The organism is Longibacter salinarum (assembly GCF_002554795.1).
Classification (GTDB): domain Bacteria; phylum Bacteroidota; class Rhodothermia; order Rhodothermales; family Salinibacteraceae; genus Longibacter; species Longibacter salinarum.
In genome coordinates this window covers 60253-79080 of the sequence record NZ_PDEQ01000007.1, presented here as the reverse complement: position 1 = coordinate 79080, position 18828 = coordinate 60253, and the positions used below count along the sequence as shown (strand labels likewise).

The 18828-nt window shown below is 60.2% G+C and carries 21 protein-coding genes and 3 tRNA genes; 17 read left to right on the top strand and 7 right to left on the bottom strand.

Features of this window, described 5'->3' with window-relative positions:
• Positions 1-30 precede the first annotated feature (30 nt).
• The 8 genes from ychF (at position 31) to CRI94_RS13680 (ending at position 5586) form a co-directional block, all read left to right on the top strand.
• Entirely contained in the window at positions 31-1128 is a 1098-nt protein-coding gene (gene ychF / locus CRI94_RS13720) for a redox-regulated ATPase YchF (protein ID WP_098076857.1), read from the top strand.
• A 194-nt stretch (positions 1129-1322) separates the two neighbouring features.
• Positions 1323-2153, top strand: a complete 831-nt coding sequence (locus CRI94_RS13715; protein ID WP_143815411.1) for a hypothetical protein — start codon at positions 1323-1325, stop codon at positions 2151-2153.
• A gap of 27 nt (positions 2154-2180) precedes the next feature.
• On the top strand, positions 2181-3443 hold the full coding sequence (locus CRI94_RS13710) for an ABC transporter permease (protein ID WP_098076852.1): 1263 nt from the start codon (positions 2181-2183) through the stop codon (positions 3441-3443).
• A gap of 109 nt (positions 3444-3552) precedes the next feature.
• Positions 3553-4380: a phosphosulfolactate synthase gene (locus CRI94_RS13705; RefSeq protein ID WP_098077216.1), complete on the top strand. Its 828-nt coding sequence runs from the start codon at positions 3553-3555 to the stop codon at positions 4378-4380.
• A 271-nt stretch (positions 4381-4651) separates the two neighbouring features.
• Positions 4652-4888, top strand: a complete 237-nt coding sequence (gene rpmB, locus CRI94_RS13695) for a 50S ribosomal protein L28 (protein WP_098076846.1) — start codon at positions 4652-4654, stop codon at positions 4886-4888.
• Positions 4889-4972: 84 nt separating this feature from the next.
• The gene (gene rpmG, locus CRI94_RS13690; protein ID WP_098076843.1) at positions 4973-5137 is read left to right on the top strand and encodes a 50S ribosomal protein L33; all 165 of its coding nucleotides are present in this window, start codon (positions 4973-4975) and stop codon (positions 5135-5137) included.
• Positions 5138-5234: 97 nt separating this feature from the next.
• Positions 5235-5387, top strand: coding sequence for a DUF4295 family protein (locus tag CRI94_RS13685; RefSeq protein WP_098076840.1), 153 nt, complete (start codon positions 5235-5237; stop codon positions 5385-5387).
• A gap of 121 nt (positions 5388-5508) precedes the next feature.
• Positions 5509-5586: transfer RNA gene (locus CRI94_RS13680), tRNA-Pro, on the top strand.
• Between the two features lie 118 nt (positions 5587-5704).
• On the opposite strand, the gene CRI94_RS13675 is transcribed toward CRI94_RS13680, so the two are convergent.
• Positions 5705-6028, bottom strand: coding sequence for a hypothetical protein (locus tag CRI94_RS13675; protein WP_098076837.1), 324 nt, complete (start codon positions 6026-6028; stop codon positions 5705-5707).
• A 251-nt stretch (positions 6029-6279) separates the two neighbouring features.
• Here CRI94_RS13675 and CRI94_RS17520 point away from each other — a divergent pair, with 251 nt between their 5' ends.
• The 9 genes from CRI94_RS17520 to CRI94_RS13635 all read left to right on the top strand — a co-directional run bounded on the left by CRI94_RS17520 (position 6280) and on the right by CRI94_RS13635 (position 12586).
• The gene (locus CRI94_RS17520; protein ID WP_143815410.1) at positions 6280-6522 is read left to right on the top strand and encodes a hypothetical protein; all 243 of its coding nucleotides are present in this window, start codon (positions 6280-6282) and stop codon (positions 6520-6522) included.
• A gap of 107 nt (positions 6523-6629) precedes the next feature.
• Positions 6630-6706 (top strand) — tRNA-Arg (locus CRI94_RS13670).
• A 378-nt stretch (positions 6707-7084) separates the two neighbouring features.
• Positions 7085-8203: a hypothetical protein gene (locus tag CRI94_RS13665; RefSeq protein WP_143815409.1), complete on the top strand. Its 1119-nt coding sequence runs from the start codon at positions 7085-7087 to the stop codon at positions 8201-8203.
• A gap of 56 nt (positions 8204-8259) precedes the next feature.
• The gene (locus tag CRI94_RS13660) at positions 8260-8937 is read left to right on the top strand and encodes a hypothetical protein (RefSeq protein WP_143815408.1); all 678 of its coding nucleotides are present in this window, start codon (positions 8260-8262) and stop codon (positions 8935-8937) included.
• 299 nt (positions 8938-9236) lie between these two features.
• Positions 9237-10790 (top strand): OmpA family protein, encoded by a 1554-nt coding sequence (locus tag CRI94_RS13655; protein ID WP_098076828.1) that lies wholly within the window; start codon positions 9237-9239, stop codon positions 10788-10790.
• 90 nt (positions 10791-10880) lie between these two features.
• A complete protein-coding gene (gene queC / locus CRI94_RS13650) occupies positions 10881-11588 on the top strand; it encodes a 7-cyano-7-deazaguanine synthase QueC (protein WP_098076825.1) in 708 nt (235 codons plus the stop codon).
• Positions 11589-11753: 165 nt separating this feature from the next.
• A tRNA-Cys gene (locus CRI94_RS13645) sits at positions 11754-11824 on the top strand.
• Between the two features lie 146 nt (positions 11825-11970).
• Positions 11971-12327, top strand: coding sequence for a nucleotidyltransferase family protein (locus CRI94_RS18165; RefSeq protein WP_143815407.1), 357 nt, complete (start codon positions 11971-11973; stop codon positions 12325-12327).
• Positions 12272-12586: a HepT-like ribonuclease domain-containing protein gene (locus tag CRI94_RS13635; RefSeq protein WP_098076818.1), complete on the top strand. Its 315-nt coding sequence runs from the start codon at positions 12272-12274 to the stop codon at positions 12584-12586. Before CRI94_RS18165 ends, CRI94_RS13635 begins: the two co-directional genes overlap by 56 nt.
• Before the next feature lie 106 nt (positions 12587-12692).
• Here the strand turns inward: CRI94_RS13635 and dnaB are convergent, their stop codons facing one another.
• The 6 genes from dnaB to CRI94_RS13605 form a co-directional block, all read right to left on the bottom strand.
• Positions 12693-14291, bottom strand: a complete 1599-nt coding sequence (dnaB, locus tag CRI94_RS13630) for a replicative DNA helicase (protein ID WP_098076815.1) — start codon at positions 14289-14291, stop codon at positions 12693-12695.
• 111 nt (positions 14292-14402) lie between these two features.
• Positions 14403-15374, bottom strand: a complete 972-nt coding sequence (locus CRI94_RS13625; protein ID WP_098076812.1) for a uracil-DNA glycosylase — start codon at positions 15372-15374, stop codon at positions 14403-14405.
• A 49-nt stretch (positions 15375-15423) separates the two neighbouring features.
• Complete coding sequence (gene coaBC, locus CRI94_RS13620; protein ID WP_098076809.1) at positions 15424-16749, bottom strand: bifunctional phosphopantothenoylcysteine decarboxylase/phosphopantothenate--cysteine ligase CoaBC; 1326 nt, start codon at positions 16747-16749, stop codon at positions 15424-15426.
• Positions 16750-16873: 124 nt separating this feature from the next.
• Positions 16874-17170: a DNA-directed RNA polymerase subunit omega gene (locus CRI94_RS13615; protein ID WP_098076806.1), complete on the bottom strand. Its 297-nt coding sequence runs from the start codon at positions 17168-17170 to the stop codon at positions 16874-16876.
• Positions 17171-17245: 75 nt separating this feature from the next.
• Positions 17246-17815 carry a guanylate kinase gene (gene gmk, locus CRI94_RS13610; protein ID WP_098076803.1) on the bottom strand — a complete coding sequence of 190 codons (570 nt, stop codon included), beginning with the start codon at positions 17813-17815 and terminating at the stop codon, positions 17246-17248.
• A gap of 45 nt (positions 17816-17860) precedes the next feature.
• On the bottom strand, positions 17861-18745 hold the full coding sequence (locus CRI94_RS13605) for a YicC/YloC family endoribonuclease (protein ID WP_098076800.1): 885 nt from the start codon (positions 18743-18745) through the stop codon (positions 17861-17863).
• Between the last annotated feature and the right edge of the window lie 83 nt (positions 18746-18828).

Below are 18828 nucleotides of genomic sequence, written 5' to 3'. Positions count from 1 at the left end.
TGTCTGCATCCTTTAGATCCCTGAACGTCCATGGCGCTTCGCTGCGGTCTCGTCGGTCTGCCCAACGTCGGCAAATCGACCATTTTCAACGCGCTGAGTAACGCCGGCGCCGAGTCGGCCAATTACCCCTTCTGCACGATCGATCCGAATGTCGGTGTCGTACCGGTCCCGGACGATCGTCTCGATACGCTCGCCAAGATGGCGGAGTCCGCTGAGGTCACGCCGGCGACGATCGAGTTCTTCGACATCGCCGGCCTCGTGGAAGGCGCATCGGAAGGCGAGGGACTCGGCAACAAGTTTCTCGCGAACATCCGGGAGGTCGACGCCATCGTCCACGTCGTTCGGTGCTTCGACGACGAAAACGTGGTGCACGTCTCCGGCTCCGTCGACCCGGTGCGCGACATCGAGGTCATCAACACCGAGCTCCTGCTCAAGGATATGGAGTCGGTCGAGAAGCGCATCGAGAAGCAGCGCAAGCCGGCCAAGAGCGGCGACAAGGAGGCCGCAAAGGAGCTGGAGGTTTGCGAAAAACTCCATGATCACCTGAGCGACGGCCACCCGGCGCGCTCGTTCGAAGGTCGGGAGTGGGAGATGGAGATCGTGGAAGAACTCTTCCTCCTCACCAGCAAGCCGGTTCTCTACGCGGCGAACGTGGACGAGAGCGCGCTGCCCGAGGGCAACGAGCACGTCGACGCCGTCCGCGAGGTTGCCAGGGAGGAAGGATCAGAGGTCGTCGTTATCTCCGCAGAGGTCGAGTCGCAGATCGCGCAGCTCGATGATCCGGAAGAACGTGCGCTTTTCCTCGAGGAAATGGGACTGGAAAAATCGGGTCTCGAGCGCCTGATTCGTGCGGCCTACGACCTGCTCGGCCTCATCACGTTCTTTACGGCCGGACCGAAGGAGGCACGCGCCTGGCAATTGACGCGCGGTCTCCATGCGCCGCAAGCTGCGGGTAAGATCCACTCGGACTTCGAGAAGGGGTTTATCAAGGCCGAAACGATCCATTACTCCGACTACGAGAAGCATGGATCCGAAGCCGCGGCCCGGAAAGCCGGCGTCATGCGCGCTGAAGGCAAGGAGTACGAGGTGAAGGACGGCGACGTGATGCTTTTCCGCTTCAACGTGTGATCCGGAGTGTAGATGTCCTCGCACGGCATGTATCGCCGGTGCGCCACCAACATCTGCGCTTGTGAATGTGAGGGAACGACCGGACATTCCACTGCGAAATAAACAGTGGGTATCGTACGTTCTCGGCTGGTCTACATCCGCGGATGTTGTCCACCGTCTGTCCACAAATTGTTGATAACTCCGACTTTATCGATATGTCCGGTCTTTGCCCGAAAACGTTGAATCGACTTCAGGTCATCGCACTTGTTCTTGGACTAACGCTCCTCTGCGTCGCAGGGAGCACCGCTCCGGTTCAGGCACAGGATGATGGAGAAATGGCTACGGCCGATGCGGTCGCGCAGCGGATGATGGAAGCGCACGGCGCCGAGGCGTGGAAGACGCTTCCGTACCTACGATTCGATTTTGCCGTCGAAGGGAATGGCGACACGAGAATCGTCGCTAGAAATCTGTGGAACCGGCGAACGGGTGCGTATCGCATCGAACTTCCGGACTCTGCGCAGACCGTGGTGGTCATTCAGACGAACGAGTCGAGCCCGGGGAACGTAACGGGGACGGTCTACAAGAATGGCGAGGAGGTCACCGGGGACCAAAAGGCGGATCTGCTGAAAACCGGATATCAGCGCTTCATCAACGACACCTACTGGCTCACCGCCCCGCTCAAGGTCTTCGATGATGGCGTCAACCGCTCATATCTGGCGGATTCGTCGGATGCCGAGCACGACGTGCTTCACCTTACGTTCGGTGACGTCGGTCTGACGCCGGATGACGAATACTGGTTGTACGTGGACAAAGAAACCGGCTTACTCGACCGATGGGCCTTCCGTCTTCAGAGCATGCCCAATGATGCTACACCGGCCGCCTTTGACTGGGCCGGCTACGTTACGCTCACAGCTCCAGGCGGTGAGGTTCAGCTTGCCGAACGGCACGAGGGCGGGCAGCGTGCCATCCTGACGAATAACCTGAGCGCTCCGGAGAGTCTGCCGGACGACGCGTTCACGTCCCCGACGCCGATGCTCGGAGAATAAGTTTTTCGCCCCTCCACTTCTGATTCCGTGGATTATCGCCTTCAAATTGCCCGCCGGTACCTTTTCAGCCGGCGCGAGGTATCCCTGATCTCCATCATCACGGGCATCTCCATGACCGGAGTTACGCTCGGTGTTGCGGCGTTGATTGTGGTCCTGTCGGTGATGAACGGGTTCTACGATTTTGTCCGCGACCTGCTCGTCTCAATCGACCCGCATGTTCGTGTTGTCAGCACGGATGCGCGAGGGGTTGAGAATGCAGACTCGCTGATCGCGCTGACGAAAGGCATGGACGAGGTCGTGGCGGCCGCGCCCTATGTAGAGGGCAAAGCGCTGCTCGTGCATGACGGCGGGTCGGCCAACCGCGTGGTGGTCGTCCGGGGTGTGGATCAGGAGGCGATGGCCGAAGAGCAAGAGGTCGTGCGCCAGACCGGCTTCGGTTCATTCGACGTCTCGACCCGGGACGGCACGCCGGGGCTTGTGGCGGGAATGGGTCTGGGGAATCGCCTCGGCCTTTATCCCGGCGGTTCGGAGCGATCTGCCAGTAACGTCGGGTTGCTTTCGGCGCCTTCCATCGAGCAGATGCTCACGCAGGTGTTCGGCGTGCCACCCGTACGCCGGTTTGAGGTCCGGGGTCTCTTTGAGGTTCAGGCTGCCTTTGATCAGAATCACGTGTTCATCAGCCTGGAAGAGGCCCAGCGGCTGTTTCGCACCGGGTCCAGCGTGACCGGTGTGGACCTTCGACTGCAGAACTTAGAGCAGGCCGAAACAGTAAAGGCCCAGCTGCAAAATCAGCTCGACGGCGCGCGTTTCGAGGTCCAAACGTGGTACGATCTGCAGAAGTCACTCTACGACGTGATGCGGCTCGAAAAGTGGGGAGCGTCTGCTATTTTGATCCTGATCGTGATCGTGGCCGCGTTTAACATTGTCGGCTCGCTGACGATGGTCGTGATTGAGAAACGCCGAGATGTGGGGGTGCTCCGGGCAATGGGCGTGTCGAAGTCGAATATCAAACGCATATTTTTGACGGAAGGGGCCCTGATCGGCGGTGTTGGCACGGGACTTGGTCTAGTATTAGGCCTCGGGCTAGCGCTCATTCAGCAACATTTCAAGCTTGTACCGATGGCTCAGGCCGAATCATTCATGATCGATGCCTATCCTGTAGTCATACAACCGCTCGACATCATGGTCATTGCCATCGTGTCGTTTGGTCTGTGCGTGCTCGCCGCGGTGTATCCCGCCGCCCGGGCCGCAGCCATCGAGCCGGCGCAAGCCGTTCACCTCGACACCTAACCCGCCCGGATCGCCACGAGGCTGATTCCATTCCGGCGATCCGTACGGAATGGACCGTACTGCACGGACGCACCCGCTCAATTTTCTCCCCCTCGGATTTACCCGCATCATGATACGCGACGATTATAACGTCATTGGCCTGCCGAAGCGCCCCTCCAAGCCGCGCAGCCGTGGGCTGACCCACATGCTGGACAAAGCGCTTGCTCCGCGCCAGGTCGAAGACATCCTCGAAGTCAATGCGGAGTACATCGATGTTGTGAAGCTCGGCTGGGGGACGGCGGTCATCACGCCGAACCTGGAGAAGAAACTGGACATCTACCGGGAGGCGAACATTCCGTTTTACTTCGGGGGAACGCTGTTTGAAGCGTTCTTCCTTCGGGATCAGCTGGACACCTACCGCCGGATGCTGGACGATCTCGGGGTCGAGCATGTCGAGATCTCCGACGGCTCCGTGTCGATGGCGCACGAGGACAAGCTCGACGCAATTTCGCTCTTTGCGCAGGACTTCCGCGTGCTGAGCGAGGTGGGCTCGAAGGACGCGAACAACATCATGCCGCCGTACCGCTGGGTCGAGGCCATGCAGGCCGAGCTCGAAGCGGGGAGCTGGAAAGTGATTGCCGAGTCCCGCGAGTCGGGAACGGCCGGTCTTTTCCGTCCGAATGGCGAAATTCGTTCCGGTCTCGTTGACGAGATCGTGGCTCGCGTCGATCCGAAGGACATCATCTTCGAGGCGCCGAATAAGATGCAGCAGGTGTGGTTCATCAAGCATCAGGGCGCGAACGTGAACCTCGGCAACATCCAGCCACAGGAAGTCATTCCCCTGGAGACGCTCCGACTCGGCCTGCGTGGCGATACGTTGTTCGAGTTCCTTACGCCGGGCGTTACGCCGAGCCTTTCGAGCAACGGCTCGGGCGACGGTCAGACCCGCGACGCATAGAACATTCTGCTTTTCGGCTCGACCACATCATGCGGTAAAGACGTCGTTCTACCAAACGTCTGGATCCGTTTGTTTGATGGTCGAATCGTGAAATCGGCCGCGGAGAGGAGGAACTTCCGCCTTTCTGCGGCTTCTTCATAAACATTTTCCCGTTTGTAATCCTTCAAAGAGACTGTCCACGTAACGGTCGTGATCATGTTTTTCGCGCCGTTCGGGACAAGAACCTCCACACGACGCAAGCGGCAATTTCCTAGAAGACGAAGGCGTATCCATGGCCCGCAAAGATGATTTGACCGGCAAGGGACCGGTGACGGGAAACAACGTTTCCAAGTCGAATAACAAGACGAAGCGGCGTTTCCAGCGCAATCTCCAGAAGAAGCGGTTCTACATCCCGTCGCAGGATCGCTGGATCACCCTGAAGGTGTCGGCCAAGACGCTGAAGACGATCAACAAGAAGGGGATTGAAGCAGTGCTGAAAGAAGCTCGCGCCCAGGGCATCAACGTGTAAACGTTGGCTCCTTGACGTCAACGATGGCGTCACGCGACCGCTGCCTCACCTCGCGTCGTTTTGAACACTGAAGACTGAAGAATCATGGCTAAAGGCAACCGCATCCAGGTTATCCTCGAGTGCACGGAAGCTCCGGGCACGTCGCGGTACCACACGACCAAGAACCGTCGGAATACCTCCGATCGGCTCGAACTGAAGAAATACAACCCGGTCCTCCGGAAGCACACCGTCCACCGGGAGAAGAAGTAGCGACCCAAGATGAGGGGCGCGCGACTCGTCCACAGGGCGTCGCACGTCGCCGAACGGGCGCATAATCTCCGAACTACGCGATCAGGCAGGCAGAGTCATGGCTAAGACGAAAGGAAAGAAAGGTGCGGCTTCGCGGAAGATGGCGAAGATTATTGTCGCACAGAAAAAAGATAACGGGCACTACAGCTTTAAGCAGAAGGTGGTGCCGCTCGACAACGTGCAGGACGAACTGAAAGCTGCGAAGAACTAAGCATCGTCGTAGCGAGTTCAGGTAAGTCCCTGCAGAAAGGGCGGAAGTGTTGACGCTGGCTCCCATTACACTGGGGGCCTATCTACGGGAGACCATCCCAGCAGCACTTCCTTACACCGATCGGGGCGTGGCGCAGTCCGGTTAGCGCACCTGCTTTGGGAGCAGGGGGTCGCCGGTTCGAATCCGGCCGCCCCGACCATTCGAGAACGATGTAGCCGGTCTCCCGGCACAACACGGTTCTCCGAGCAAAAGTGAACGCCTCTTCCGGTGAACCGGTCGAGGCGTTTTTCTGCGTTAGGGCGGATGAGAATCCAGCTCTACGGAAGCTCGGTTTTCTTCATGCAGCCATCTGTGAGATTGCGGACCCGGTGCGCGAGGTGCTCCGGCGTATCTGCACGAACGATGTCCTGCCATCCATGCCGGCTGGCGATAAACTGCGGTTGATCCGGGATGCGAACCGCGACGAGGACCCAGTTCGGGGTATGACCGACAGGGTCAGAATGGCGGCCTTCGTATGCCTCAATAGCGCCGTGAAGCGACTCTTTTTCCGTACGGCTCCATTGCCCCTCGTACCGAATAAGCGGGTCGACGTCATCGCCGAGGGAGGCACACTGAGATGCTGAATCGTTTGAGGACGGCATAGAAGGCGATGGAGAGAGAGGGCCAGGCACCGTGGAGGGAAAAGATGATGCCCCGGGATCGCGGTCACCACCGGGTCATCACGGAACCGTTTGTGGCGTGTACCCCCACATGGGGTCGGACGCTGGATTTTCCATCCCGCAACCGAGTCTGCGGTAAATTTCGAGAAATACGTGTTGAGACAGTGGTGTGATTGGCCGGCTTCGTTGTATTGTACGGAACCGTGCCGCGACTCCTTTCTCCGCCTGACCTCGTGGATCTCTCCTCTGACGTATTCATCACGCTCTGCCCGCACTGCAATCTGCCGTACGCGCTGCCGCACGATTGCTGTGCCCGTTGCGGCCACCCGATGGCCTGCGAGGACAAGGCGTGCCGCTCGCAGCTCCCGATGGACGTACGGCCCTCCGCCGTCGCCCTGGCGGACTGGCTCCGCCCTGAGCCCGAAACCGTCGCGCTCGACCTGAACGAGCTCGCCGATCTCGAGCAGCCCGTGTAGGCACGTGACGGAGGCATTCGTTAACAGAAACGCCTCGAACCTCCCGCCGCGTGCTTGAGTTTAGAGTTTGATGACGCAGCGTCCCGTCAAGGACGTTGACCCCACCCGCGCCCGTAGCTCAGTTGGATAGAGCAGCGGACTTCTAATCCGCAGGCCGCAGGTTCGAATCCTGCCGGGCGCGCCACCTTCAACTCTCCGCCTTCCTCCGTGGCATGGGGGCAGCGTTCGTCTAGTCCAGATCGTCTGGGCGTGGCATTTTCTGTTTACGCTTCAGTTTGCATGTCTTCCCCGGTTGCATTCTGAGATGCCCCACGAAAACGTCCTGATTAGTGCACATGCCTGGGAAGAGGGTGACATCTCGCATCGAAGTGTAGCTGAATCAAGAACCCCCAGCATGACAACCTAGCGTCGAGGCTCTATCACACTGTGACGGATACTAGGTTGATGTTATTCATGCGGTGCGTCTAATTAAGTATTCTACCAGTATACCTTCCTGACGCGTGCCTGTGATGCACCAGCGGATTCTTGGATCTGCCCCACGTACTTTCCCCTTCTTTCTCGTATGAGTGTTGACATGGCGAATGCGACTCATGCTGGAATATCTGACAGGGGAATGCGGGAGAGATCGATTTCGCACGTCCGATTCAGTGGTCGACTGTACTTCGTAGCGCTGCTCGTGGCGGTGCTGAGCGGATGTGGATACAACGTCGATCTTCTGGTAGACGACGATGAGACCCCTGTCGGTCCCGATGCCGTCGTCACCTTCGTCGGTATCACCAATCCATCTAGCTACCGGCGTGCGCCTTACATCTTCGAACTACGTCTACCTGAGGGTACTCTTGAGAAGCGAGGCAAGGTAGGTCCTGTATACTATGGTGCACACGCGGCGCCGCGGTATATCCCGAGCAGTGTGCCTCTTGAGCGCCTTCCGTCGTTCACGCGGCGAGACAGTATGTTTGCTCAGCCCTCTCGTGCTGAAGGACAACTTTTGGTGTACGGTTTATGGGGGGGAGTGAGCGTCTCTCCGGACGGAGAGGTCGCTGTGACGGGACGACGAAACCAGGACTTCTACAATGACTCAACGCTTGTCGTACTCGCAGCATCGCTGCAAGACACGCTCCGAGTGGAGGCGTTCGAAGGCCGGGTGCTGGAACATAACTTCTCGCCCGGCGGCTCTCGTCTCGTCGTCGACTGGGTACAGGGTCACCGTATGGAGAAAGAGCGACGCCTGAGTGTGTTCTCCCTTCATCCATGGCAGCGGATTCACGACCTCAGTTGGCCAACGTACGCGGACCGTCCGCTCATCTTCGAGCCCCTGGTGCCATGGGATTCAACAGGAAATGCGCTACTGGGAACGTACAGCACGCCGTGGAGAGGCAATAAAGATCCCGGTCGCCGCGGTGTCGCACGCGTCAGACTCCGCGATGGCGCTGTGCAGTCCATGTTCGAACGGGACACCGATGAGTGTCCCATCCGTTTTGCGCGCGTCGTCGATCAGCGATACGTATTGTACCGCTGTCGAGTTAAAGGTTCATCGGGGTGGTTCAGGTACGAACTGTACCTTCGCGATCGAAAGAGAGGCACTGATGTCGCTCTGGTCAAACGACTGTCGACTGGCTTTGATGTCTTCGCCGTCAAGGATTCGATGTCCTCCGATGCCTCAGATGACTCCCAGAAGTAAAATCCGACTTCGATGTTCTTCACACCCGAACCGGTATGCAAGACGATGGCACTGGCATGCAGATGATCCTAGCACAGCACGACATGTCCTTCGGGGTGGTGTTGACCCTCGTTTTGCTTCTCTCAGGGTGCATCTGGCGCCTCGGCGTAAATGGGAAGCACTACACGCATCAGAGTCAGCCGGGCGTAATCGACACGTCTGTGCTTCGGCTGGATGGGTACTACACGCATCTGGACACCACGTGGTCTGAACGGCTTGCACAGCCTCTGATTTTATGGAAAGACGGGACTGCTGCTCATTCTGGAATCAGTGGTGAAAGACGTGTCGTCTATGGGTCGCCACATGCTACACCCTTCGAATCTCCGTCCGAAGTACACAAGATCGATCATTTCGAACACAGCCTTTTGGATAAAACGGGTGAGCGAGATTCACCGATCAACCTGCTATGGGGCGGATTTCGGGTTTTTGATGATTCGATCTCAATTCAGACGATGAGGTTGTATGCAGGCGCAAACATTGTCTTTCAGAAATTTATGAACGATCCATGGACGTACGTCGGTCACATTCCGAATGACACCACGATCGTGATCACCGAACTCATCCGGCCCAATTACTTTGCGGGACGGAGCCGCGAGCCGATCGACCCGCCCAGGGTGTTTCGATTTCAACCGCTCCCACCCGGTGTAAAGCCATCATCGGACAACTGGACTCAGTTCCACGAGAATTTGCAGTGAGGTGACGTCGTACCTCATAAATATGTCTCTCCATCCGAATCCGCAGGTTCGAATCCTGCCGGGCCCGCCGTTAAACACTCTTGTTGTCGGCCCTTTCTGCCTCTTCCAGCGGTAGGGCAGCCTGCGCTTCTTTCAGTTCGACTGGAGGGACCGATTTTTTTGATTAGCCCGGCGAACACGCAGCGATCCGTCGGACTCGGCAGCCGGGTTGAATTCGTGACTCGGGCCGTCGATGTTTAGCCATCGCTCTGTTTCTGTCGCCCGGGGTTCTCTTCCCCTTCGCCCACGCGTCCGTGTTCATGTCTGGCCATCTCAACGTCTCCGTCTCGCTTGCATTCATCAGTGTAGTTATTTTCGCTGTGATTGCGGTGCCCGGTGCGCGGGCACAGGTAGACGGCATGACCATCGAGCCGAAGACGGATCGACCTGGTGCGGACTACCGCTCGATCGAGATGAATGGCCCGCCCGAGCAGTGTGCGCGGCGATGCGCAGATGAGCCTCAGTGTGCTGCGTTTACGTACGTAGAGCCTGGCGTGCAGGGGGAGAAGGCCCGGTGTTGGCTGAAGACGCGCGTCCCGGATGCCCAGCCCAACGCCCGAACGGTTTCCGGAGTGAAGCAGGCGCGCAGCTGGCCGGACAACTGGGCGCAGCCGACATTTACCACACGGGACACCGTACTGGCGGATCTGCTGGTGCGCGTCGGCGACATCGACAATCTCGGGTTCGGGTGGCCGTGGGGCTTTACGCCGTTCTCGGGGCGCTCGACGCCACCGCACGCGTACCCGTTCGAGCCGGAGGAAAGCGACCCCGCCGGAACGGATCGCATTATGATCGGCACGGGCTACGATGGCTCGCCGCCGGAAGGGCAGGACGGCTACTCGCAGGTGGCAGAGCCCGCTGAAGCCATTGAGATGACGACGGACCTGAGTGGCATTGAAGTGGAAACCGTGGCGCTGCAGCTCTTTCTCGACGACTTTCAGGCCCCGCGTTTTGGGTCGACGTATCAGGTGACGCTCGACGGGGAACGGTATCCGGTGATGGAAGAAGTGCTGAACGCGCTCAATCAAACCGGCCCGATCGGGAAGCTCGTCACCGTCGAAATCCTTCCCGGTTACCATGATCTTCTGGAGGATGGCCGTCTCTCGCTGCGAATCGACGATCCGACGACGGGAGCGGGAGATGGCTTCGCGATCGACTTCGTCCAGGTGCTCGTCAACCCCGACACGTTTCCCTCGACGGGAACGCTGCGCGGCCGTGTAACACACGCGAAAACTGGAGCCCCGCTGCCGGGCGTCCTCGTGTCCTCCGCACTGGACGCAGTCGAAACGGACCAAGACGGACGATACCACCTTCCCGACGTGCCGGCGGGCCTCGTGGTGGCGCGGGCCGCGAAACCTGGATTTTCCTCTACGTCGGAGCCGGTCGACCTCAAAGCGGGCACGGAGGTGACCGTCGATTTGCAACTCGCTCCACAGAGCGAAACGTCTCAGATCGAAGAAAACCTGAACGCCGAGGGCCGCGTCCGACTGCGCAACATTCTGTTCGACACGGGTTCGGCGACGATCCAGGCTGAATCCGAGCCGACCCTGCAGGCTGTGCAGCGGGTTATGCAGAACCGATCCGACACGCGATTCGTCATAGAGGGCCACACCGACAGCGAGGGTGGCGCTGAATCCAACCGTTTGCTCTCTCAGAAACGCGCGGAAGCCGTCAAGCGCTGGCTCACCGAGCACGGAATCGAGGCCGATCGGCTGGACACAGCCGGCTACGGCGAGACGCGCCCGGTCGCAAGCAACCAGACGGACGCCGGTCGCCGCCTCAACCGCCGCGTGGAAATCGCTGTTGCGGAGTAGCCCTGCTCTGTCGAGCACAAATGTGTTTTCGCTGCTTGGTGTCGTCCACGTTTCCAATGTCGACCTTTCCTGACCCGTACCATTCTCTCTATGCCGCACCCCGATTCCACCGACCGCTCCGCGCTCGTGCTCTTTTCCGGCGGGCAGGACTCTACGACGTGCCTGTTCTGGGCGCTCGACCGATTCGCGTCGGTCCACGCGCTCGGGTTTCACTACGGGCAGAAGCACGCGGTCGAGACGGAGCAGGCGCGCAAGATTGCGGTAAAGGCGGATGTCCCGTTTGAGATCATCGACATGGAGGGCACGCTCTCCGGCTCGGCGCTGACGGAGCACGAGAAGGACATGAGCGCCGCGCACGAGCGGAATGAGGACCTGCCCGCGAGCTTCGTCCCGGGGCGCAATGCGCTCTTTCTCAGCACGGCCGCGAGCTACGCGTACAACCGCGGCATCCATGACCTTGTCGGCGGGATGTGCCAGACGGACTACAGCGGCTACCCGGACTGCCGCCGCGTCTTCATCGACTCGATGCAGACGAGCCTATCGCTGGCCATGGATGAAGACCTGCGCATCCACACGCCGCTGATGTACCTCACGAAGGCGGAGACGTGGAAGCTTGCGGCAGACCTTGTGACGGTCGCGGGATGCGATGTACTGGAGACCGTCCGCGTGATGAGCCACACGGATTACAACGGCGATCGCTCCGAACTCCACGAGTGGGGCTACGGACAACTCGACAACCCGGCGTCTAAGCTTCGCGCGAAAGGCTACCGGGAGGCGAAGGAGAAGGGATGGGTGTAAAACCGGGGGAGCATTGATCGGAAACGATTTCCACGGTTTGTTCGAGCGATGCTCTTCGAAAATAGAGTGGATGTAGGGAGCGCGGTCGGAACCGTCCAGAGGGGCATGCATTCCTAGATATCGCACGAGCGGAGCGGCGACCCCCGCCCCGTTCCGTCCCCAGAAGGTGACGTGGCCGAGGGGTTAGGCAGAGGCCTGCAAAGCCTCGTACGGCGGTTCGAATCCGCCCGTCACCTCAGACTTACGGCAATAACGAAACGCGCCCCGGAAGCTACTTCCGACGGGCGCGTTTTTCGTTTGGGTGGCGTACACGTATATTGAGTGTGTTGCAACGAACGGCTTCACCCTCGGACTGTCGCTTCAAGCTCGTTTACAATTTCTCATGTCGCCTCCGACGCTGACCATTGACCGTGTACGAGAGGTGGTCGTCCCGGCGCTTCGTCCCTTTGCGTCCCGCATTTCGCTGTACGGGTCCGTCGCCCGGGAGGAGCACGATGCGAACAGTGATGTCGATGTACTTGTCGATTTGCGTCCCGCGTCGGAGCGCCCCGCTCTCGGGTTGAAGTGGTTCGAACTTGAGCAAGAATTATCGGAGACGCTCGGAGCTCGCGTGGAGCTCGTGACCGAACGCTCTGTCAGCCCCCACATCCGCCCATATCTAGAAAAAGATCGGGTTGTGCTCTATGAAGACAGATCGAGTGTATGTGGAGCACATCATGGACGCAATCCACCAGATTGAAGAGTACACTCGCGGTGTGGACCGGCAAACCTTTGAAGAGAATCGGATGCTCCAGGATGCGACGGTTCGGCAGATCGAAATCATTGGAGAGGCAAGCCGTCAGCTATCGGAGTCTTTTCGTAGACGTGTAAGTGAGGTACCGTGGCGTGCTGTTATCGGAATGCGTAACCGTCTCGCTCATGATTACCTCAACATAGATCTGGAAGTTGTCCAGAATGACGTTCCCTTGCTGAAAGATCGGCTTTCTGGAAAGGGTTGATTTAGGGAAGCCCCGAACGACGTACGCGCCCCGGAAGCTACTTCCGACGGGCGCGTTTTTTATTTGTACCACTTCGCATTTCGCATTTCGCACTTCGCATTTCGAATTAGAACGGCGCGTCGTCCTCGAAGCTGTTGCCGCCGCCGTCCTGGCCGTTGTAGCCGTCTCCTCCGCCGTAATCGTCTCCTCCGCCGAAGCCGCCCTGGTCGTTGTCGTTGTAGCGGGAGGTGAGGTTCTCGAACAGCGCGTACCGGTCGATGAAGGCCAGTTCGACCGTGCCGATCGGACCGTTGCGCTGTTTCCCGATGATGAGCTCGGCGATTCCTTCGGTGGAGTTGCCGTTCTCGTCCACCGTGATGCCGTAGCGCTCGGCACGGTAGATGAACGACACGACGTCGGCATCCTGCTCGATCGATCCGGACTCGCGAAGGTCCGAAAGCTGCGGGCGCTTGTCGCCGCCGCGGTTCTCGACGCTACGGTTGAGCTGCGACAGCGCGATGACCGGCAGGCTCAACTCTTTCGCCAGCCCCTTCAGCGACCGTGAGATGTGGGCGATCTCCTGTTCACGGTTGGCGCCGCTGCGAACAGCACCGGAGGCCTGCATCAGCTGCAGATAGTCAACCACGACAAGGCCGATGTCGTGCTCCGCCTTCAGGCGCCGGCACTTTGCGCGGAGCTCGAGCACGCTGAGTCCGGGCGTGTCGTCGATAAAGATGTTGGCTTCGCTCAGCTTACCGGCCGCGCGGGCGAGTCGCTGCCAGTCGTCATCTTTCATGCGACCCGTTCGCGCACGCTGCGCATCGACGCGGGCCTCGGACGTGAGGAGACGCTGAGCCAACTGCTGCGCGCCCATCTCCAGCGAGAAAATCGCCACGCCGGCCGGGTTTGTCGGGTGCATCGCGGCGTTCATCGCGGCGGCAAGGCTGAACGCCGTCTTACCCATCGAGGGCCGCGCCGCGATGATGATGAGATCGGACGGTTGCCATCCACTCGTCATGTCGTCGAGCTTCGTAAAGCCGCTCGGGACGCCCGTGATGCCGCCCTTCTGCCCGTGAATGGACTCCAGCCGCTCGAGCGTGTCTTTCACCACGTCGTTGAGCGGAGACGCCGCCTTCCGGAGCTGCGTGTCGGAGATGGAGAAGATCTCGCTCTCGGCCTGGTCGAGCAGTTCGAAGGCATCGGCGCCGGACTCGTAGGCCTGGCCGACGAGGGTCGTCATTTTCTCAATCATCTTGCGGAGCAGCGATTTCTCCGCGATGATCCGGGCGTGGTACTCGACGTTCGCTGCCGAGGCCACCTGCGTCGTCAGCTCCGTCAGGTAATAGGCTCCGCCGATTTCCTCGAGAGCGTCGCGACGTTTCAGTTCCTCCGTCAGCGTGACGAGGTCAACCGGGTTGCCCCGCTCGAAGAGGTTGAGGATCGACTCGTAGATTTTCTGGTGCTTGCTGCTGTAGAACGCCTCGGGCGGAAGCACCTCAATCGCCTTCGGAATGGCCTCGCGCTCGATCAGCATCGCGCCGAGGACGGACATTTCCACGTCCGTGGCCTGCGGTGGCACCCGTCCCGACTTTTTGTGCACAGCATCGGCCTGCTGACGCCGCCGATCGCTCTGCCGTCCCCGCATCTTGTCGAGCGGGTACGACGGGCGCGACGTGTCGTCGATGTTCATGCGCGGGGATTTGGACTGATCGCCGGAGTCGGCCATGGCGAAAACGGGCAGAGGAATTTGGGAGCGCTCGGGAGGGGCCGTCTGATGTGGAAAACGAGGTGTGCCGGTCGCCGGAGACGGATGGGGCGGCCAGCAGGTCAGGCGCCGTCAGGACGTGCCGGTGAGTTCATCGTAGCGCGTCCGAACTAGCTTGACGTCCTCCCACGTGGGACGCTTCCAGTTCGAGTTGCGGAGCAGGGCGGCCGGGTGGTACGTCGCATAGAGCGGGATGCCGTAGAAGTCATGTTCTTTCTCGCGAAGCGAACCGAGAGATGACCTCCGGTCAAGCATTGTGTTGGTTGCCACTTTGCCCACACACAAGATAATCGCAGGCTGGATGAGTGCAATCTGTTTATAGAGAATCGGGATATGGGCTTCGACTTCCTCGGCGAGCGGATCCCGGTTATTCGGCGGACGGCTCTTCAGGATATTGGCGATGTAGACGTCCTGTCGGTCAAATTCGATCGCCTGCAGGATTTTGTCGAGAAGCTTGCCCGCACGGCCGACAAACGGCTCTCCCTGCTCGTCTTCGTTTGCGCCGGGAGCCTCCCCAATGATCAAAAGGTCGGCGTTCGGGTCGCCCACGCCGAAGACGGGGTTCTTGCGGTCCTCGTCGATCGGAACGAGTGTGTTCTCTGCAACCCATTTCTCCAGTTCCGCCAGCGAGTCGATATCCTTGTACGGCGCGTCGTCAGGAATGAGCGCTTCGATCCGTTCGCTCGGGGGGCGGGACGGGTCTTCGGTGGGATCGACTTCGTTGCCGAACAGGTCCTGGTTGGGCATGGAGGCGTCGTTGGAGGAAGAAGTGGAAGAAAGGGCGTCCCCGGCGGAGGCATCGGACGCGGTGGACGGAGCCGGCAGGTCGTCGGCGTCTACGCTGGATGCATCGTCCGTGGCTGCCTCACCCGGCTGCGAGTACGTGTTTGACGGAGAAGACTCGTTCACCGTGGGAGCGTCATCCTCGGTAGCCGAAGCATCCTCGTCCGTATCGGTCGGCGGAGCATCAAGGGGCACGAGCGGTCCGTGGAGGGACGCCTCGCGCTCGATGACGCCGCGCAATTCTTGGAGGAGAGAACGCATCGGGAGGGAAGAGTGAAGAGCTTAGTAGGTCGTTCGTCGAGGTTGCAAGTCAGGGCGTCTCGCCGGATGGTTCGGGGACCGACGCGGTGACGCGATCGAGAAGAATGCGCGCGACCTGAGATTTTGATTGTAGCGGCACCTCCTCGGCGTATCCGTCGCGATGGAAGAGCGTGACGCGATTGGTTTTCGTGCCAAAGCCCGCGCCCTCTTCCTTCGGGTCGTTGAGGACGATCCAGTCGAGGTTCTTCCGCTCGATCTTCCGCCGGGCGTTCGCCGGTCCGTCGTCGGTTTCCAAGGCGAAGCCGACCAGTGTTTGTCCCGGCTGTTTGTGCTCGCCCAGGGTTTTCAGAATATCGGGTGTTCGCCGAAGGTGCAACACCAGGTTGCCGTCTTCCTTCTTTTGTTTCGAGTCGGACGGATTCTTCGGCGTGTAATCAGCAACGGCTGCGGCCATCACGACCAGGTCGACCTCTTCGCGGCGCGACTGAACGGCCTCGTGCATCTCTTCGGTCGTGCGCACATCGACGCGCGTAACGCCGGGCGGCGTGTCGAGCGAGGTCGGTCCGGCCACGAGCGTTACGTCGGCACCGCGTCGGGCCGCTTCGCGCGCGACCTCGAAGCCCATGGTGCCGGTGGACGGGTTCGTCAGCATCCGAACGGGGTCGACAGGCTCCTGCGTAGGGCCGGCCGTGACGAGTACGCGTTTCCCGTCCAGAGAATCGTTCGGCTTCTCCACCGCACGTGTTTCGTTCGGGGCCTTCTCGTGCGCATCCCGATCCGCGGCAAAAGCGCGATCTTCGAGCTCATGGGCGATGCGCTGAACGATGGCGTTCGGCTCCGGCATTCGCCCCTGTCCGACGAGGCCGCTGGCGAGCTCGCCGTGGGCGGCGGGCATCACGATATGCCCATCCTCGCGAAGAAGGGTAAGGTTGCGCTGCGTCGATGGATGCGTGTACATGTCGCGATCCATCGCGGGACACACCATCATCGGGCATCGGGCCGACAGCGCGGTGGCCGTCAGCATCGAGTCGCAAAACCCGTGCGCAAGTTTCGCGAGTGTCTGCGCCGTAGCGGGGGCGACGACGAGCAGGTCTGCCCACAGGCCGAGGTCCACGTGCTTCGTCCAGCCACCGTCCTCCGAGGATGGGCCCTCGGGGAATATCTCCGTCAGGACCTCGCGCTCCGACAGCGTGCCGAGCGTGAGGGGAGAAATGAAGCGGGATGCGCCCTCCGTCATCAGAACCTGCACGTACGCGCCCGACTTTTTCAGCAGGCGAACCAGCAGAGCGGATTTGTAGGCGGCGATGCTGCCGGTGACGCCCAGCAGGATTCGGCGGCGGGACAGGTTCGGAAGAGACGCAGGCGAGTCGGACATGACGCAGACGCAGAGCGGAGACGGGGGCTACAACGCAAAACGCCCGGTCGGACAGGCTCCGCGGGAGCGAAAGACTCCGCGTCGACCCACCGGTCGGGCGTCTGCCAAAACCGTTGCCGGAGTGCTACTCTTCTTCCGACGGCTTCCGGTAGTACAGCTCGTTGTTCAGGAACTCGCCAATGGCGACTTCCGTCGGCTCAGGCATCTTCTCGTATTCGAGAGATACCTCTTCCTGCTCCTCCTGCATGCGAACGTCCTCCATCTCCGGGCCGAAGCCTTCGAAGTAGGAGAGTTTGTCGTCGAGTTCGGACTTCACGTTCGATGCGACCTGGCGGGAGCGTTTGGACAGGATCGCAACCGTCTCGTAGATGTTGCCGGTGCGCTTGGCGAGCTCGTCAACATCCAGCGTTTCGATAGCCATAAAGAGTCGGGGTCTGGCGTGCTTCAAGAGTTGGTGACGCTGTGACCGGAGGGCATGGCTGCGGTTCTCCGGCGATTAGCTTTGGATAAACCGGTCGACGTACGATAAGGTTTCCTCGACGGCTTCATCCAGGTCGTCGTTCACAACCACGGCGTCGAATTCGTCCTGCATTCCCAATTCCATGCGGGCTCGGGCCAGCCGTGTCGTCACGGCGTCGTCCGTTTCCGTGCCGCGCCCGGTGAGGCGTCGCTCCAGTTCTTCGACCGACGGCGGGGCGACGAAGAGAACGAGCGCGTCATCGCCGAACGCCTTTTTGACGTTCACCGCCCCCTTGACATCGATGTCCAGCAGAACGCCGCCGTCTTTCGACTTCTCCGCGATCTCGGATTTCAGCGTGCCGTAGTAGAGGCCGTCGTAGACCTGCTCGTATTCCAGAAGATCGCCGCGGTTGATCCGTTTCTCGAACTCGTCCACCGAAAGAAAATGGTAATCCTCCCCGTCTGTCTCGTCGGGGCGGGCGTCGCGGGTCGTGGCGGATACCGAAAAGGAGAGGCCTGGACGCTCCTCCAGGACGCGATGAGCGATGGTTGTTTTGCCGGCACCGCTGGGAGCGGTGAGCACGATGATGGCTCGGTCTTTAGGCATAGCGCTCAACGCTGAATGGGAGGTGAGGGCAGAAGAAAGGTAGCGTTACTCGACGTTACGGACCTGCTCTCGAATTTTTTCCACTTCCTCTTTCATGCGAACGCCGCATCCGCTGATGGACGGGTCGTTGGCTTTCGCCCCGATCGTATTGACCTCGCGGTGAATCTCCTGGGTGATGAACTTGAGCTTGCGCCCGGACGGTTCGTCGTCTTCGATCGACTCGCGAAACATCGCGATGTGCGACCGGAGTCGGACGCATTCCTCGCTGATGTCAAGCTTGTCTGCGAGCACGGCGATTTCGGTCTCGATCCGGTCGTTATCGATGCGCTCGTCCTCGACGATTTCGGCGAGGCGGTCGCGCAGGCGCTGCTGGTGCTCACGGACGCGCTCCGGTGCGCGCGCTTCCACGGCTTCCAGATCGTCTTCGATCGCCTCCAGGCGGTTCTCCAGGTCCTCACGGAGCGCACGGCCTTCCTGCGCCCGCATTTTTGCCAGTTCCTGAATGGCGTTTTGCGTGGCCGCCTCGACCGCTGCCCAGGATTCTTTCAGAAGGGCGTCATCGTCGGGGCGATCCTCCGTCAACACGTTGTCAAACCGGAGGAGGTCGTCCAGCGTGATCGGCTCGTCGATGCCCGCGGCGGACTGCAGGGTGCGGAGCAGCGCTGCGTACTTCGCTGTTGCGTCCTCGTCGACGCGATAGGGCACGGTCGTGTCGATATCGGACTCGACGTCGACGTAGACGGTGAACTGACCGCGTTCGAAGGTGTCGCGGAGAGCCGATTGGATCGCCGACTCCTTCTCGGCGAGGTTGCCCGGCATCCGGACCGACACATCGTGGTGCCGCTTGTTCACGCTTTTGATTTCGACAGTTGCGGTGGCGCCGGCATGGCTGGCCGAACCGCGACCAAACCCGGTCATGCTGTTGATCATGGAGAAAGGAGCGAGCGCTCCGGTCGACGTAAGGATGGTGCGGGATAGAGAAAAAGCCGAGCCGCCATGCACAGGCAACTCGG

Bases quoted from the DNA above. Each gene is read 5' to 3' on its own strand.
- CRI94_RS13685 (WP_098076840.1), top strand. From the start codon at position 5,235: ATGGCTAAGACGAAAGGAAAGAAAGGTGCGGCTTCGCGGAAGATGGCG.
- coaBC (WP_098076809.1), bottom strand. From the start codon at position 16,749: ATGTCCGACTCGCCTGCGTCTCTTCCGAACCTGTCCCGCCGCCGAATC.
- CRI94_RS13605 (WP_098076800.1), bottom strand. From the start codon at position 18,745: ATGATCAACAGCATGACCGGGTTTGGTCGCGGTTCGGCCAGCCATGCC.
- CRI94_RS13635 (WP_098076818.1), top strand. From the start codon at position 12,272: ATGAAGACAGATCGAGTGTATGTGGAGCACATCATGGACGCAATCCAC.
- CRI94_RS13625 (WP_098076812.1), bottom strand. From the start codon at position 15,374: ATGCGTTCTCTCCTCCAAGAATTGCGCGGCGTCATCGAGCGCGAGGCG.
- rpmB (WP_098076846.1), top strand. From the start codon at position 4,652: ATGGCCCGCAAAGATGATTTGACCGGCAAGGGACCGGTGACGGGAAAC.
- CRI94_RS13665 (WP_143815409.1), top strand. From the start codon at position 7,085: ATGAGTGTTGACATGGCGAATGCGACTCATGCTGGAATATCTGACAGG.
- CRI94_RS13705 (WP_098077216.1), top strand. From the start codon at position 3,553: ATGATACGCGACGATTATAACGTCATTGGCCTGCCGAAGCGCCCCTCC.
- CRI94_RS13675 (WP_098076837.1), bottom strand. From the start codon at position 6,028: ATGCCGTCCTCAAACGATTCAGCATCTCAGTGTGCCTCCCTCGGCGAT.
- CRI94_RS13655 (WP_098076828.1), top strand. From the start codon at position 9,237: ATGTCTGGCCATCTCAACGTCTCCGTCTCGCTTGCATTCATCAGTGTA.
- CRI94_RS13615 (WP_098076806.1), bottom strand. From the start codon at position 17,170: ATGGCTATCGAAACGCTGGATGTTGACGAGCTCGCCAAGCGCACCGGC.
- CRI94_RS13715 (WP_143815411.1), top strand. From the start codon at position 1,323: ATGTCCGGTCTTTGCCCGAAAACGTTGAATCGACTTCAGGTCATCGCA.
- CRI94_RS18165 (WP_143815407.1), top strand. From the start codon at position 11,971: ATGTCGCCTCCGACGCTGACCATTGACCGTGTACGAGAGGTGGTCGTC.
- gmk (WP_098076803.1), bottom strand. From the start codon at position 17,815: ATGCCTAAAGACCGAGCCATCATCGTGCTCACCGCTCCCAGCGGTGCC.
- ychF (WP_098076857.1), top strand. From the start codon at position 31: ATGGCGCTTCGCTGCGGTCTCGTCGGTCTGCCCAACGTCGGCAAATCG.
- CRI94_RS13660 (WP_143815408.1), top strand. From the start codon at position 8,260: ATGCAGATGATCCTAGCACAGCACGACATGTCCTTCGGGGTGGTGTTG.
- queC (WP_098076825.1), top strand. From the start codon at position 10,881: ATGCCGCACCCCGATTCCACCGACCGCTCCGCGCTCGTGCTCTTTTCC.
- rpmG (WP_098076843.1), top strand. From the start codon at position 4,973: ATGGCTAAAGGCAACCGCATCCAGGTTATCCTCGAGTGCACGGAAGCT.
- dnaB (WP_098076815.1), bottom strand. From the start codon at position 14,291: ATGGCCGACTCCGGCGATCAGTCCAAATCCCCGCGCATGAACATCGAC.